Origin of the sequence: Cellvibrio sp. (assembly GCF_039207905.1) — a bacterium.
In the GTDB taxonomy this organism is placed as follows: Bacteria; Pseudomonadota; Gammaproteobacteria; order Pseudomonadales; family Cellvibrionaceae; genus Cellvibrio.
Genome location: NZ_JBCECX010000011.1, coordinates 146649 through 162266, shown reverse-complemented (window position 1 = coordinate 162266; position 15618 = coordinate 146649). Strand labels below are relative to the sequence as shown.

The window sequence follows — 15618 nt, the reverse complement described above, 5'->3', positions numbered from 1 at the left end:
CCATTGAACAAGTGTTTATGGCTAAGAACGCGTCATCGGCTTTGAAGTTGGGGCAGGCGCGGGGGGCAGCGATTGTGGCTGCGACTGCGCAGAATGTGCCGGTATCGGAATATGAAGCCCGCAAGGTGAAGCAGTCGGTGGTGGGTAATGGTGCTGCCGATAAATTGCAGGTGCAGCATATGGTAAAAACCTTGTTGCGTTTGCCCGCAGCTCCACAAGAGGATGCTGCCGATGCCCTGGCCGTGGCGCTCTGTCATGCGAACACCCGCGATCATTTAATCCGCATGGCGGGTTCCTCCAGTTTCCGCCGCGGGCGAATTGTCTAATTTGATTATTTTTCTGCAGCCACTCGCTGTGGATGACTCTTGCCAGTAAAGTCCTTTACAATTGGCGGCAAAAATACTGTTTATAAAAACAGCTCATTCTTACCCGATGGAAAACGAATTCTATGATTGGACGTTTGCGCGGAGTGCTTCTGGAAAAACAGCCGCCTTATTTGCTGCTGGATGTAGCGGGCGTTGGTTACGAGCTGCAAGCACCTATGACCACATTTTATCGATTGCCGGGCATTGGCCAGGAAATCGTGCTGCATACCCATCTGTCTATCACTGAAAATCTGCACCAATTATTCGGTTTTATCGAGCAGCGCGACCGCTCGCTCTTTCGCACCCTGATTAAAGTTAACGGCGTCGGCCCCAAATTGGCGATTGCTATTTTGTCGGGCATGGAAGCGGATGACATCGCCCGCTGCGTGCGTGACGACAATATTACTGCCTTGACGAAAGTCCCCGGCATCGGCAAAAAAACTGCCGAGCGTTTGGTGATTGAATTGCGCGACCGCCTGAAAAATTGGGATATGCCGCAGAGTGATTTGCTCGCGCACAGCGAAATCCAAAGCATTGCCACTGACAATGATGTATTTGCCGAAGCGGAAAGTGCATTGATCGCTTTGGGCTATAAGCCGGTGGATGCCGCAAAAATGATTTCTTTGGCGGCTAAGCAAAAACCCGATGCGAAGAGTGAAGAATTAATCCGTATGGCGTTGCGTAGCATCGCTGGATAATTACCAGGTTGAATAACGATGATTGAAACAGATCGCCTGATTGCCCCCGCCGCCAAAGAGCGCGAAGACCATCTTGATCGCACTGTGCGCCCGAAATCGCTTGCTGATTATGTCGGGCAACCGGCGGTATGCGAGCAAATGGAAATTTTTATCGGTGCGGCAAAAAAACGTGGCGAAGCCTTGGATCATACTTTGGTGTTTGGTCCACCGGGTCTCGGTAAAACAACGCTCGCCAATATTATCGCCAACGAAATGAATGTTTCGCTCAAGAGTACCTCTGGCCCGGTATTGGAAAAAGCAGGGGATTTAGCGGCGCTGCTGACCAATCTTGAGCCCGGTGACGTGCTGTTTATCGATGAGATACATCGCTTGAGCCCAGTAGTGGAAGAGATTCTTTATCCGGCGATGGAAGATTTCCAGCTGGATATTATGATCGGTGAAGGCCCTGCTGCACGTTCAATCAAACTGGATTTGCCGCAATTTACTTTGGTTGGTGCAACCACCAGAGCGGGTTTGCTGACATCACCTTTGCGCGACCGTTTTGGTATTGTTCAGCGTTTGGAGTTCTATAATGTCGCCGATCTCACCCATATTGTGGCGCGCTCATCTGCGCTATTAGGGGTGAAAATGGATATTGAGGGTGCTGCTGAAGTGGCAAAACGCTCGCGCGGTACACCGCGTATCGCTAATCGGTTGCTGCGTCGCGTACGTGATTACGCAGAAATGAAAGGCGACGGGATAGTTACCGCACAGATGGCCGACAGTGCACTCAATATGCTCAACGTCGATGAGCGCGGTTTTGATCATATGGATCGCCGCTTGCTGACAGCAATGATGAATAATTTTGATGGTGGGCCGGTAGGTGTTGAAAGTCTGGCGGCAGCTATTAGTGAAGATCGTGGAACTATTGAGGATGTAATAGAGCCATATCTGATTCAGCAAGGATTTATGGCGCGCACACCGCGCGGTCGTATTTTAACCAATAACGCGTATTTATATTTTGGGACGCCTATGCCCAAACGTTTGCAGGATTCAGCGGAATAATTTAGTTATGCACTCATTTAGTATCCCGCTGCGGGTTTACATTGAAGATACAGACGCGGGTGGCATCGTCTATTACGTCAATTATCTCAAGTACATGGAGCGTAGCCGTACAGAATTTTTGCGTAGTTTGGGCTATGATAAGCCCGCAATTTTGGATGGTGGCTTGTTGTTAGTTGTGCATGCAGCACAAATCAATTACCGCCGCTCCGCGCGTCTCGACGATCAATTACAGGTGAGTGCACAAATTGAGAAGTTGGCGCGCACTTATGTCGAATTCAAACAGCAGGTGCTGCGCGATGGCGAATTGTTGTGCGAGGGTGTAATCCGTATTGCTTGCGTCGATGCGGCAACGATGAAACCCAACGCAATTCCCGCTGATATGCATCGCCAGCTTGATCAAATTTTCCACAGCCAAATGTAAGAGTTAAATAATACTATGCCAGAAGCTAAACCAAGCCTGTCGATACTGCACCTCATGATTGAGGCCAGTTTTTTAGTGCAAGTAGTCATGCTGATTTTATTTTTAGCATCGGTCATATCCTGGGTAATGATCTTTCAGCGTCAGATTTACCAGCGCAAAGCATCTGCCGCGTTTACTTACTTTGAGAAGCAATTTTGGTCTGGTATCGATTTGAACCAACTCTACCGCCAGGGCAATGGCCGTAACGAAGTGGTAGAGGGGATCGAAAATATTTTCCGTGCTGGCTTCAAAGAGTTTACTCGCTTGCGTCAACAGGCTGGTGCTGACTCAGATGCGGTGATGGAAGGTTCGATGCGTGCAATGCGCGTTGCACTTGCGCGCGAAGGTGAAAAGCTCGAAGAGAATTTACCGTTCCTGGCGAGCGTTGCATCCGTTAGTCCTTACATTGGTCTGCTTGGAACCGTGTGGGGGATCATGATGTCCTTTCTTAATATCTCTAACGCCGGCCAGCCAAGTCTGGCGACTGTTGCACCCGGTATCGCTGAGGCCTTGATTGCAACTGCAATGGGTTTGTTTGCTGCGATTCCTGCGGTTCTCGCATACAACAAATTTTCAGCTCGCGCAGAAAGCTTGATGGGTAATTACCAAACGTTTGCAGAAGAGTTTTCTGCAATTTTGCATCGCCAGGTTCACAGCAAATAACGCTGTTTTACATAGATTGAGAACAGGTTAAGAAAATGTCTGGATTTGCACCACCGATCAAGAAAAAATTGAAAGCGGAAATTAACGTTGTTCCGCTAATCGACGTTATGTTGGTGTTGTTGATCGTATTTATGATCGCAGCGCCCATGATGACGCAAGGTATTAAAGTTGAACTACCGCAGGCAAAAGCTGAAGCAGTAGATACAAAAGATGATGACCCTATTACCGTTTCAGTGAAGGCGGATGGCTCGTACTACATTGATTTAGCGGGTGATGCAGAAGCTCCGCGCCCACTTGCTGAAATTAAATCGATTGTCAGTAAAGTCTTGGCAGAAAAACCCAATACCTTGGTGTTTGTGCAAGGCGACAGAAAAGTAGAGTACGGTGTCATAGTGACCTTGATGGGAGAGTTAAAGCAGGCTGGTGCCCCGTCTGTTGGTTTGATTACGGAACCACCGCGCTAGGTTTTTTTTATGAAGTTGGAAAAATCATTATCACTGCCGACATTTTTAAGTGTTTTATTACACGGCGCATTACTGGTACTTTTTTTGGGTAATTGGGATTTTTTTAAGGAAAAAGAGGAACCCTATAAGCCTCATTATGTTACTGCTACCTTGATGGATTTTAAGCCTACAGCCAAGGCGGCGCCGCCACAGATTCACGAGCAGGTTTTGGATTCAAAACCCTACGAGGATTTGAAGCGTTTGAAAAAGCAGGATGAGCAGCGACGCAAAGAGGCGGAAGCACTCGTCCAGCAGAAAAAAGAGCAAGAAGCGAAAGCAGCTGAAGCGGAAAAACTGAAGCAGCAAAAAGCGAAAGAAGAAGCGGCCAAGGTTGCGAAAGCCAAGGCAGATAAAGCTGAAGCGGAAAAGAAGAAAAAAGCTGAAGACGAGGCAAAGCGTAAAGCGGAAGCTTTAAAGAAAACCAAGCGTGAACAAGAGGCTCAAGAGGAGCGGGAAAGAGTTCAGGCTGCGCAGCAAAAGCAAGAAAAAATGATCAGCGAGTCCAATGATGCAGTTAATACAAAGAGTTATGAGGAAGCGCTCATCGAACGTGTGGAGCAGAATTGGAGTCGTCCACCCTCAGCTCGAAACGGGTTGGAGGTCGTATTAGAAGTGAACATGTTGCCTACCGGGATTGTCACAGGTCTGCGTGTAATAAAAAGCAGTGGCGATCCAGCGTTTGATCGGGCAGCAGAGCAGGCAGTAAAGCGGGTGGATCGTTTTACCGAGGTGATGCAAATCCCGCCTGATATTTTTGAAAGATATTTCCGTGTATTCAGATTCACATTTAGCCCAGAGGACTTAAGGTCGTGAAACGTTACTTACTGTTGTGTCTTGTTTTTGTCGCTGGCATCGCCCATGCGCAATTGAATTTGAAAGTTACCAAAGGGGTTGATAATCCAACCCGCATTGCAGTTGTGCCATTCGCATGGACTGGTGGTAAGTTAACTGAAGATCTGGCCAAAATTGTGGGTAATGATCTGCAGTTCTCGGGTCAATTTGAAGCTATTGCCGCTGAGCGCTTGCTGTCGTTTCCTCGCTCTGAAGCAGAAATTCATTATCGTGATTGGAGTGTGCTCAAAGCTGAGTATTTATTAATTGGGTCCATCACTCAGCAGGCAGGTCGTTACTACGCAAGCTACGAATTGTTTGATGTAGTGCAGCAAAAGCGCGTATTTGCCAAGCTGACTGTTGATGGCACTGATGCGCAATTGCGCGATATGGCGCATCACATCAGCGACAAGGTATATGAAACCATCACCGGCATTCGTGGCATATTCTCTACCAAGCTGATTTATGTTGAGGCATTCAAGCAGCCACAGAAGTATCGCTTGATGTTGTCTGATATCGATGGCTTCCGTCCACGTATGTTGCTGGACTCACGCTATCCGATCCTGTCGCCGGTTTGGTCACCAAATGGTCAGCGCGTAGCCTACGTATCATTTGAAGCGGATAACAAGCCTGCGATTTATATCCAGGACATTGCTACCGGTAGACGTCAACAAATGACTAACTTCCGTGGTTTGAATGGCGCTCCAGCCTGGTCTCCTGATGGGCAGAAGCTCGCGATGGCTTTATCAAAAGATGGAAACCCTGAAATTTACGTTATGAATGTACTGACTCGTCAGCTCACTCGCGTCACCAACCACTTTGCTATTGACCATGAACCATCATGGGCTGCAGATGGCGCTTCGCTTTTCTTTACGTCGGATCGCGGCGGCAAACCACAAATTTATCAAGTTAATTTAAGCAGCATGCAACAAGAGCGTGTGACATTTGATGGAGACTACAATGCTCGTGGACGCGTGTCTCCGGACGGAAAAAGCTTGGTGATGTTGAACAAACGCCCCGGAACGTCCTATCATATTGCTGCTCAAGATATAAAATCTGGCAATTTACGCATTTTGTCAGAGACAAGTTTGGACGAATCGCCTACTATAGCGCCCAATGGCGCTATGCTAATGTATGCGACTCGTTCTGGTGGTAAGGGAGTATTGGCGGCCGTGTCTCTTGACGCGCGTGTCAAAATCCTCCAGCCTCCAAAACAGGGTGATGTGCGGGAACCCGCATGGTCGCCATTCTTTAACTAATCCCGTAAAACAGATCAAAAACTTCATTGGAGTTACACACACATGATCACCAAAGCAATCAAGCAAGGTCTCACTTTGGCTGTTGTTATGTCTTTCCTGGTTGGCTGTTCAAGCAGTGACAACAAAGCAACTGAACCAACTACCACTGGTACCGCTCCAGTTGAAAGCACTTCTACTCCAGAAGCAGCATTGTCAAACGTTGTTTACTTCGACTTTGATCAATACTCTTTGACTGCTGAGAGCCGCGCTGTATTGTTGGCTCACGCTGACAAACTGAAAGGTGCTTCAGTTGCAGTACGTCTGGAAGGTCATGCTGATGAGCGCGGTTCACGCGAGTACAACATGGCTCTTGGCGAGAAGCGTGCTAACGCTGTTCGTGACTTCCTGGTAACTCAAGGCGTTAACGGTTCTTCTCTGGAAGTTGTTAGCTTCGGTGAAGAGCAACCAGTTGCTACCGGTAGTGACGAAGCTTCTTGGTCACAAAACCGTCGCGTAGAAGTTAAGTACTAAGAGTCTGAGCCCGTATGCTTAAAAATCTGCTTGCTGTTGTTTTAGTTGTCGCAGCTCCAGTCTTACAGGCGCAAGTACGGGTTGTTGAGTCTTCACCCCAGGGCGTTCGCTCTGGGGTGGCTCAAACAGGTCTGCCTGCTTCTGCGCAGTCTGATGTTTACTCTCAAATAAATGCTTTGCAAGAAGAAGTGGCCAATTTGCGTGGCCTGCTTGAAGAGCAGTCACATGAGCTTAAACAGCTCAAACAGTTACAGTTAGATAACTATATTGATCTGGATCGCCGCCTATCTGGTGGTGCGCATGCTGCGCAAAGCAGATCAACTGTCGAAGATATTCCCGCGTCCATAGTTCCATCAAATACAGTATCTAGCTCGCAGTTGCCAGCCTCTGCCAGTGAAAGTGATGTATATAAAAACGCTTATGATTTATTGAATCAAAAAGACTTTGATGGTGCTGTTGCTGCTTTTCAAGAGCATTTAACCCGTTTTCCAAATGGTGACTTTGCCAGTAATAGCCATTATTGGTTGGGCAAAATTGCTATGTTGAAGAAAGATTATCCCCAAGCCAAAAACTGGTTCTCCCAGCTTACAACGAACTTTCCAAGTGCTGCAAAAGTACCTGATGCCAAATTGGATTTAGGGAAGGTATATTTCATGACGGGAGATAAGGCTAAAGCTGAATCTCTATTAAATGAAGTGGCCGCAGGGAGTTCGGATGCCGCTCGGTTGGCACAAAAATTTCTCGCCGATAACTTTTAACGGTTCAAATATATAAAAGAAAGGGGCTTCATATAAAGCCCCGTAGCGCATCCGTAACTGGATATATGTGTTGATCAGCTTTATGCTTCCTGCAAAAGCGTCTTCAATCGTACGCAAATTCCCTCTTGATACTCCTGGGTTCTGCCTCGTTCAATTAACTCCTTTTGTTCCTTGAGTCAGTTTTCTCCTGCTATCACATGCCTTGTGTATTGTGCTTCCTGGGTGCTTTCACCGCCATCCCTGGCGTTAGCTCAATATCATCCTGATATTTAAGTCCTTTAGCTCCATGTGCCGGCCGATCCTTGCAGTTCATTTATCCTTTAAATGTTTATCGTCCTTGATGTGGTTATTTTTGCGTAATCGGCCAAAGGGAACTAGTCGCAAATGTCGCTTTCAATTGTAGGAGATTGACTACATGCAGTTGTGGTTTTCATGAAGGTGGGAAGGCACGGGGCGGGATTCGTTATTGCGGTTTTAGCCTTATCCTTTACACTGCGATCAGTGTTGTTCTTACTTATGGGAATGAAGTGATGTTTTTTTTATCTGGCTATTTGAGTGGATTGCTGAGAAGTGCTGCTCTTTGCTTAAGTTTGATGCTGTTAAGCTTGTCTGTTCATGCTGCTGAAGCATTGAAAGACAATACATACCAATTAAATTACTTGGTTAAGCTCATTCCTGAGCGAGAGGGAGCAAGTGTCCAAATTTCAATTGATAATGGTAGCCTTTTACGAAAATTACGTTTTGATAACGCGGATGGCGTCTACTCAGAAATTCAGGGTAATGGGAAATTAACTATAAAGAACAAACAGGTTTTCTGGGAATTACCTGCAGGCGACGCCAAGCTGACTTATTTTGTGAAGCTAACCCATGAGCGTTCAGAGGGAAAATTTGATGCTCGTGTTACCAAAGAGTGGGCACTGTTTCGCGGCGATGATTTGATTCCATCAGTGGAAACTTTCGAGGTTTCCGGTGCGCGTGCCATTGCTAAATTAGAGTTCATTTTGCCTGAGGGATGGCCGGGGGTTGAAACTGGTTGGCCGCGCGATAAGGGTAATGTGTTTATCATTGATAATCCTGAGCGACTGTTTGACCGCCCAATTGGCTGGATGATTGCCGGAAAAATTGGTACCCGAAGAGCGACAGTTAATAAGACATCTATCGCTGTGAGTGCTCCGGCGGGTGAAGGCTTGCGTCGTATGGATGCACTCACATTTTTCAACTTTGTCTGGCCTGAGGTGCATTCAGCTTTTAACGTAACGCCAAAAAAATTATTAGTGGTGGGCGCTGATGATCCTATGTGGCGAGGTGGTTTGTCGGCATCTAATTCATTATTTTTGCACTCGGATCGGCCCTTGGTAAGTGAGAATGGCACAAGCCCCTTGTTGCATGAGTTGACCCACATGTTTACTCGTATCCGTGGTGCTACTACTGCAAAAACGAATGATGACTGGATTGCAGAAGGCATTGCCGAGTTCTACTCCTTTGAATTACTTTATCGTGCAGATGGGATGACTAAAGCGCGACGCACTAAAATTGTAAAAGGTTTGGCGGAGTGGGGCGCTGATGTCAAACATTTGCGTGCGACAAAATCCACTGGCCCAGTAACTGCCCGTGCTGTTGTATTGCTTGATGAATTGGATAAAGAGATTCGTAAGCGCAGTAAAAATAAACACAATCTTGATGATGTGACCCGGCAGTTGATGGTGATTCGTAAAGTCTCATTGGACGATTTGCGTAAAGCCACAGAAAAATTAATTGGCCCCAAGATAGAAGCGCTGAATTCGCCTTTATTGAAATAATAATCAATGATTGACGCAGGAATTGTCGATGGCATTGGTAATACAAAATAATAATATCTATGCATCGCCGCCTGTATGGCTAGACACTGAAGGTACAGATGAGCAATTAGGTCTGGCCCTTGAGCTTTTGGTAGCACAGGGCGCTAACAGTGTTTTAGTGTTTGCATGCAGTAACAATAAGCACTCGGCAGATCGATTAAGGTCGTTGCTGGGTGCTTGCCCTGTTCCTGTTTTCGGCGGCATTTTTCCCGGTATTTTCTTCGAAGGGAAATGCATCGATCGTGGTTCACTCCTGATAGGATTTCCTTTTGCTGTTCAAGTTGACGTCTACGATGATTTGTCCCGTGCAAAATTGTCGATTGAAAATCCCGCGTGGCAAGACGGTGATAAAGTTGGTTGCGCAGCTGATTTGATGGTCTTCGTTGATGCTATGGCAAAAACTACAGAAGCATTTATTAATACGTTGTATGAAACGATTGGTGGTGGTAGTCATGTTATTGGCGGTGGTGCTGGATCAATAGACTTTATCCAGCGCCCCTGTTTGTTTACACGTGCAGGCTTGTTGCAGGATGCCGCATTGGTAGTAAAGTTACCGATTCCAATGCGCTGTGCTGTGGATCATGGCTGGGAGGTATTAGACGGACCATACCTCGTTACTGAAGCCAAAGGCACCAGGGTTAAGACGATTGATTATTTGCCGGCCTTTCAGGTGTATCGAGATAGCATTGAGCGCGTAACTGGCAATCAATTTAATAAAAATAATTTTTTTGAAATATCTAAAAACTTCCCATTGGGAATTGTTGGTATTAATGAAGATATCATGGTACGCGATCCGATCCAGCGTATTAAAAATGAGCTGGTGTGTGTTGGTTGTGTTCCCGCTAATACCATGATTTATATCTTGCAAGGGCGACGTAAATTTATAGTCGAGGCAGCATTTCTCGCTGGGGAGCAATCCGGTCTGAAGCTGCAGCAGCTATCACATAAGCCTCTGGGAATGGCATTGGCTTTTGATTGCATTAGTCGTTCGCTCTACTTGGGGGGGGATTTTTCCGATGAGTTATTGGCCTTAAGCAGTGGGGTTGGTGAGGGCAAAACGATTGTCGGTGTTTTGTCGATTGGTGAAATTACCAATACTGCACGCGGTACCATTAATTTGTTGAATAAATCTATAGTGGTGGGTCAACTCTAGCGATTGCCTCATATGAAAAAAGCACTGCAAATAATATCAATACAGCATGAGCTTGCCATGGCTATTGGCAATGACTTGAAGTTGATAGAAATGCTGCGAATCTTTATGCGCGTCAGTATGTCGCGTTTGGATCTCAGTAGCGTTCATGTATTTCTATTTTGTGATTCGGCGGGTGTACCAACCTTTGCTGATTTTTCCGGTAAGTCATTGGTCGTTAAACACTGCCTTAGCATACCGCGACAATATTTGGGGGCACCTTGGGCAGAATGTCTGATGTTGCAAACAATGGTTGCACAGCATCTCGAGTCAAAAAGCCTTTCATCAACAGTTGCACTTAATAATAAAACCTACCACTGCTTTTCATTGCCCGCTCATGGCGTTATCGTTTTTGAAGGGATTTATGAACTGGATCCGGTTATCCAAAAATCGCTTGACCCTATTTTTAAAAAACTATCTTTGAGTTGCTACGCCTGTATTGCCCATGAGTCCTTATTGAAGGAAATGGCTGCGCGCCATCTGGCAGAAAAAACAATCGCACATCAAGCAGCGCATGATGAACTCACCCAATTGGCGAATCGTCGCAAGTTAACAGAAAGGTTAGAGGAGTCTTTAGTTCATTGCCGACATTATCAAAAATACGGTGCCTTGTTGTTTATTGATTTAAACCAATTTAAATCGATCAATGATGTAATGGGACACGATGTGGGCGATAAAATTTTGCAAGAAGTCGCTCAGCGACTGTTAAGTATTACGCGCAGCAAAGATACAGTTGCTCGTTTTGGTGGCGATGAGTTTGTTATTCTTTTGCCAGATTTAGGGCGCAATCGTGAAGAGGCAGAGCTGATTGTATGTGGCACTGCCGCACGCATTCACGACGCTGTTGAAGTGACATTTGATCTTACAGGTGTTGGCTACAATATTAGTTGTAGCATGGGATATGAAATTTTCCCCAACCTTGATGAATCATACAGCGATATTATTAAGAATGCCGACCTGGCAATGTATGAAGCAAAAGCCATGCGGCAACGTGTTGCATTGGCTTATCATCCTGATATGTCGGAAAAGCACAATACGCGTTTGGCTTACGCATCGGATCTAAAAGCTGCCATAAAAAATAATGAATTTGAACTCTACTATCAACCGCAATTTAATCGTGCCCATGAAATTATCGGTGCCGAGGCGTTGTTGCGTTGGCATAACCCCAAATACCAATTCGAATCACCTGCCGTGTATATCCCGATTGCAGAAGACAGTGATTTGATTTTGGATATTGGTGATTGGGTATTAAATGAGGCGTGCAAACATTTAAAGGTTTTGCAAGCACAAGGTTTGCTGGAAGGATTTAAAAAGTTGTCAATTAATGTCAGTGGCAAGCAGCTGACCCAGCAAGATTTTTTTGCACGTATCTGCCAGGCGCTTGCGGTGACTGATGCTCCACCGCAAAATCTTGCCATTGAAATCACTGAAAACGTATTGGTAAGCGGTATCAATCAAGCAATGACATTGATGTCTGACCTGCAGGCAATTGGTGTTGAATGCTCAATCGATGATTTTGGTACAGGCTACTCATCATTGGCCTACTTGAAACGGTTTCCTGCACACATGATTAAAATTGATCGTTCATTTGTGCGGGATATTCACAGCGATGCTGAGAGTCGTTCGATCGCACGAATGATTATTGCGCTGGGAAATAATCTGGATATGGAAATTCTTGCAGAGGGAGTGGAGTCGCGGGAAGAATTGGCTTGTTTGCAAGAGTTGGGATGTCAGCAATATCAGGGCTACTATTTTTCTCGTCCTGTTCCGTTTACCAATCTTCTTGCTATGTTGCATCAGCCGCAAGTGGAAGAGGTTGAGTAAATCGCATTAACATCCTTGTTAAATGCTTCTGGCGATAATAATTCCACCCCATAATAAATTGCGATCGCCTGCACCATTTTTAATTTCAGAGCTGTGCCCGCGCAGTACATAACTGACACGATATCCTTGCTTGAATGCAAATGTGTAACCTGCCCAGGCTTCAACCAATAAAGGGTTTAATTGGTTGTGGTCGTAACTCACGGCGCTATCGCGAAATTGTCCTTGTAAAAATGCGTTATACCCACGAGCTTTAACTGCGAAACCTGCCCAGAAATAACGTTCGTTCACGGCTTTAGCGCTGCTTGAATAGGATGACTTCTCTCCGTAGCTGGCAAGCTCAGGATTGAATGAGGACCAAGGGCTGTGTATTTTCCCGGTGCGCATACTTAGGCCCCAACTTGCTTCAGTCAGATAGCCGACGGATGCTTGTACTGTACTTTTTACCTCGATATTGTCCGAAAAACTGTCGAAATATTTTTGTCGCGCAAGTACATAGCGACCGGTTAATTCTCCGCCGTCACTGATCTGATTATTCCAGCCTTCCGCTTTCTCGCCGCTAGTAATTTTATGAGCAAAGTTCTGCAACTCTCCCGCCAAGCCGGTACCGAGTAGGCCCACAGTTAAAGTGCTTTTCCAGGCAACGTTATCGACCAGATCAACTTGTTCACGTGAGCTGGAAAGGTAAACCAGGCTGGCGTAGGGGCGGTCATCAGGATTGGCCTCTTTCACGCTGATATCTTCGGGAGTGAAACCAAATACTCCAATTTCACGACTAAAGGTTTCTTCTGTGCCTAAGGACGAATGTTCAAATCCCAGTAATTGATCGAGCGCGACCAGTGGTTTGTTGAGTGATATTTTCGCATCCCGGGCGTTCGCTCCCGTTTGGGTGAAGTTGAGTCCATAGGTGTAGTCCTGATCGCGATGGCCTGGCACCAATAAGTCATTGTCGAATGCAAAAGCCCAGCTGCTGGTTGGCTTGGTAGGCTGATCCTTAAGGTGTAGTAAGGGTTGCTTTTCATCCTCGGCCACGCTGGCAAGTTGTAACCATTGCGGTTGCTGTTCAATCAAATACTTGTCCTGATCTGCAAATGCTGCACTGGCAACACTGAACAGTAAGGACAGGGCAAAGGCTTGGAATAATAAAGACTCTGCAACCCAGAGCCGGTTTTTCTGGCTGAGATCCTCATTAAGGTCTCTCTGTTGTTCGTGGTTTTGCATTTTGGTAACTCCTTGGTTTGTTACCTTGGGTTAAATAATGGCTCGCTTCATAAAAATAAATGACCAGTCGTCTTTTTTTTGATCCAAAAAATAGGCGAACGAATTCGCCTCAACGTGAGATATATGCAATCTCACACATCAAAAAAGTGACTGGTCATCTTATTCTTGTGGGATAAAAATACCTATAAAAGGTATTTTTAACGGAGTCGATAAGTATTAAGCCTGCGGCTTGGAAAAAAGTTCGGGTAAAACGGTCAAAAAAGCGTTGAGTGGTTCGCGACATTTGGATGCTTTCATGCGCATCAATGTCCCTTCCCAGGCGTTGAACAAAAATTCCGCTAACACTGGCGAGGGTAGCTGGCTTTTGAGGCTGTCTTTAAATCGAGCCTCTTCCAGTACATCTTCAATTGCCTGCGTACTATTGCGCAGCATCTGTCGAACCTTGATGCGTATTGCCTCACTGGATTCGGACATCTCCTGGCACATATTGCCCAGAAAGCAGCCGCCGTTGAGGTTCTCCTCGCAACCGCCAATATTGTCCACAAAAAAGCGGGTTAAGCGCTCTTGTGGGGGGATGCTGCGGTCACTGAGTAAGTGGCGATTCTGGATCATGCGCTCTTCGGTCACTTTCTCCAGTGCTTCAATCGCAAAATCTTCTTTGCTTTTAAAGTAGGTGTAGAAAGAGCCCTTGGGCACATTGGCAGAGTTGACTATGTCCTGGATGCTGGTGCCGTTGTAGCCACGGGTGGCCATCACCTTTAGTCCGGCATCAAGAAGATAATCTTTTTTCAGTTCGCGTTTGCTCATGGTGTAAATATATGACCAGTCGTCTGCTTTTGCAAGCACGGGTTTAGTTTATATAGTTATGGGGTGTATAGTTTTTTGCTATCTATGGCTTTAGCGAGACACATATAGGCATTACCCAATTATTATTTTGATGGATCATTGCCCATCTTTAAGATGTTTTATCAGGCGCGCCTTCAGCGCTGGCGGCAGATTCTTGATGGTAAGCACATCATTTTCCGCATCGTACTCGATTTCCCGCCCCAGGCATTCAGACGCGAAACTCATGCTCAGTGAGTCGTTGCGCCCGCTGATACGCACGTAGCTGCGGATCTGCCCTGCGTGGGGTATAAACTCAGGCTTGAGGTCCGGCTTGCTGCTTTCCACATAGCGTACAAAGCGCTCTGGCTCATAGCTCTTCACTTCTTCAGCGAGATTGCTGGACAGCGCCGCGATAGTCACTGGTTTGCCTGCTTTGTTCTGCTCAAGGCAGTAATCCACCACTTTGCTGCGAGTGATTTTTGCCGTGGTTTCGTCCAAAGTCTGGCTGAAATTATCCACAATTTGCAGAAACTCGGCAGTTTCCTGTTTGATATCTTGCTTATCGGTGAAGGCGATGAATTGGGCGAATGCATCGGCGATATCTTTATCACTGCGCGCACGCATCAGTGTCAAATAGGTTGTTGAGTCGCCAGCAACCCATTCATCAAGCTGGATTTTAGCCGCAAGGTTAAAGCCGCTGGTATCGAGGAAGAGCGAGTCATCGACATTCAGTTCACCGTCCAGATACAACCCGCTTTGATGTTCGACCAAATAAACATGCAGCGTATCGCCAATTTCCAGTTTCTCTTCCACGAAGAAAACATAGGCATCGAGAAGTGATTCGGCCTTTTCCAGTGCCTGCTGGAATTGCTGCATGGCCTTGTGGGTGAAGCTGACGAAGCTTAAGCGCTCTTCGCGATAATCCCGCAGCCAGGCGGGCAGGGGGAATTCGCCCAATTCGTCCGAGAAGCGCCCGTAGCTCTTGCCGCCCTTGCGAATAAATTGGGTTTTGAATTCATAGCCTAATTCTTCCAATTTGCCTGCACTGGTAAACGCCTCGCCGCGCAATTGCAATTCGAACGCGCTGCCGGGCGAATGACGGTAAATACGGTGTGCAATGATGGAAGTTAATGCCATGAATCAAGTCGCTTTTATTGAGGAGTGGTTAAAATTGGGCGAAGTGCAAAAGGCGGCTATTATAGGCGCCAGATTTGATTTGCAAACACTCTATCGGAAAACTCTGCATGAATATTCAACGCTTAAATCCAGTACCGCGCTGGTCGGATGCCACTGTCTACAACGGCATTGCCCATTTTGTTGAGGTGCCCAACGACACCAGCTGCGCGATGGCTGAGCAGATTGCACAAATTTTGGCGCAAGCCGAGGTGACTTTGGCCGCAATCGGCAGTGATAAATCCCGTCTGTTATCGGCGACAATTTACATCACGGACAAAGATAACGTGCCCGCATTGAATAAAGCCTGGGAGGCTTGGCTGCCCGCAGGTTGTGCGCCATCGCGCGCCTGCATAAAAGTGGAATTGCTTGATCCTGCAATGTTGGTGGAAATTGCGTTTGTAGCGGCGGTGGATTAGCAATTCTTGCCATGCCGCTCGGGCAATCCTGACTATACTCC

General features: G+C 46.5%; 17 protein-coding genes. 14 read left to right on the top strand and 3 right to left on the bottom strand.

Annotated elements, in window-relative coordinates:
* From ruvC to AAGC78_RS08940, 13 genes are all read left to right on the top strand, one after another.
* The coding region (gene ruvC / locus AAGC78_RS09000; RefSeq protein ID WP_435783730.1) for a crossover junction endodeoxyribonuclease RuvC at positions 1-326 on the top strand (326 nt) is incomplete at its 5' end.
* 122 nt (positions 327-448) lie between these two features.
* Positions 449-1063 carry a Holliday junction branch migration protein RuvA gene (gene ruvA / locus AAGC78_RS08995; RefSeq protein WP_435783729.1) on the top strand — a complete coding sequence of 205 codons (615 nt, stop codon included), beginning with the start codon at positions 449-451 and terminating at the stop codon, positions 1061-1063.
* 18 nt (positions 1064-1081) lie between these two features.
* The gene (ruvB, locus tag AAGC78_RS08990; RefSeq protein ID WP_435783728.1) at positions 1082-2107 is read left to right on the top strand and encodes a Holliday junction branch migration DNA helicase RuvB; all 1026 of its coding nucleotides are present in this window, start codon (positions 1082-1084) and stop codon (positions 2105-2107) included.
* A 7-nt stretch (positions 2108-2114) separates the two neighbouring features.
* Positions 2115-2528 carry a tol-pal system-associated acyl-CoA thioesterase gene (gene ybgC, locus AAGC78_RS08985; protein ID WP_435783727.1) on the top strand — a complete coding sequence of 138 codons (414 nt, stop codon included), beginning with the start codon at positions 2115-2117 and terminating at the stop codon, positions 2526-2528.
* Between the two features lie 15 nt (positions 2529-2543).
* Positions 2544-3230, top strand: coding sequence for a protein TolQ (tolQ, locus tag AAGC78_RS08980; protein WP_435783726.1), 687 nt, complete (start codon positions 2544-2546; stop codon positions 3228-3230).
* A gap of 35 nt (positions 3231-3265) precedes the next feature.
* Positions 3266-3694 carry a protein TolR gene (gene tolR / locus AAGC78_RS08975; RefSeq protein WP_435783725.1) on the top strand — a complete coding sequence of 143 codons (429 nt, stop codon included), beginning with the start codon at positions 3266-3268 and terminating at the stop codon, positions 3692-3694.
* 9 nt (positions 3695-3703) lie between these two features.
* Positions 3704-4546 (top strand): cell envelope integrity protein TolA, encoded by an 843-nt coding sequence (gene tolA / locus AAGC78_RS08970; RefSeq protein ID WP_435783724.1) that lies wholly within the window; start codon positions 3704-3706, stop codon positions 4544-4546.
* Positions 4543-5823, top strand: coding sequence for a Tol-Pal system beta propeller repeat protein TolB (tolB, locus tag AAGC78_RS08965; RefSeq protein ID WP_435783723.1), 1281 nt, complete (start codon positions 4543-4545; stop codon positions 5821-5823). The genes tolA and tolB overlap by 4 nt, the downstream gene beginning before the upstream one ends.
* A 42-nt stretch (positions 5824-5865) precedes the next feature.
* Positions 5866-6333 carry a peptidoglycan-associated lipoprotein Pal gene (gene pal / locus AAGC78_RS08960; RefSeq protein ID WP_435783722.1) on the top strand — a complete coding sequence of 156 codons (468 nt, stop codon included), beginning with the start codon at positions 5866-5868 and terminating at the stop codon, positions 6331-6333.
* Between the two features lie 14 nt (positions 6334-6347).
* A complete protein-coding gene (ybgF, locus tag AAGC78_RS08955) occupies positions 6348-7091 on the top strand; it encodes a tol-pal system protein YbgF (RefSeq protein WP_435783721.1) in 744 nt (247 codons plus the stop codon).
* A gap of 530 nt (positions 7092-7621) precedes the next feature.
* Positions 7622-8890, top strand: coding sequence for a hypothetical protein (locus tag AAGC78_RS08950; RefSeq protein WP_435783720.1), 1269 nt, complete (start codon positions 7622-7624; stop codon positions 8888-8890).
* A gap of 28 nt (positions 8891-8918) precedes the next feature.
* Positions 8919-10082: an FIST N-terminal domain-containing protein gene (locus tag AAGC78_RS08945; RefSeq protein WP_435783719.1), complete on the top strand. Its 1164-nt coding sequence runs from the start codon at positions 8919-8921 to the stop codon at positions 10080-10082.
* A gap of 57 nt (positions 10083-10139) precedes the next feature.
* Positions 10140-11942 carry a putative bifunctional diguanylate cyclase/phosphodiesterase gene (locus AAGC78_RS08940; protein WP_435783718.1) on the top strand — a complete coding sequence of 601 codons (1803 nt, stop codon included), beginning with the start codon at positions 10140-10142 and terminating at the stop codon, positions 11940-11942.
* Between the two features lie 18 nt (positions 11943-11960).
* Here the strand turns inward: AAGC78_RS08940 and AAGC78_RS08935 are convergent, their stop codons facing one another.
* The 3 genes from AAGC78_RS08935 to AAGC78_RS08925 all read right to left on the bottom strand — a co-directional run bounded on the left by AAGC78_RS08935 (position 11961) and on the right by AAGC78_RS08925 (position 15122).
* The gene (locus tag AAGC78_RS08935; RefSeq protein ID WP_435783717.1) at positions 11961-13160 is read right to left on the bottom strand and encodes a lipid A deacylase LpxR family protein; all 1200 of its coding nucleotides are present in this window, start codon (positions 13158-13160) and stop codon (positions 11961-11963) included.
* Positions 13161-13376: 216 nt separating this feature from the next.
* On the bottom strand, positions 13377-13967 hold the full coding sequence (locus AAGC78_RS08930; RefSeq protein ID WP_435783716.1) for a TetR/AcrR family transcriptional regulator: 591 nt from the start codon (positions 13965-13967) through the stop codon (positions 13377-13379).
* Positions 13968-14102: 135 nt separating this feature from the next.
* Complete coding sequence (locus AAGC78_RS08925; protein ID WP_435783715.1) at positions 14103-15122, bottom strand: nucleoid-associated protein; 1020 nt, start codon at positions 15120-15122, stop codon at positions 14103-14105.
* A gap of 107 nt (positions 15123-15229) precedes the next feature.
* Between AAGC78_RS08925 and AAGC78_RS08920 the strand changes: the two genes are divergently transcribed.
* Positions 15230-15577, top strand: a complete 348-nt coding sequence (locus tag AAGC78_RS08920) for a RidA family protein (protein WP_435783714.1) — start codon at positions 15230-15232, stop codon at positions 15575-15577.
* Positions 15578-15618: the final 41 nt, after the last annotated feature.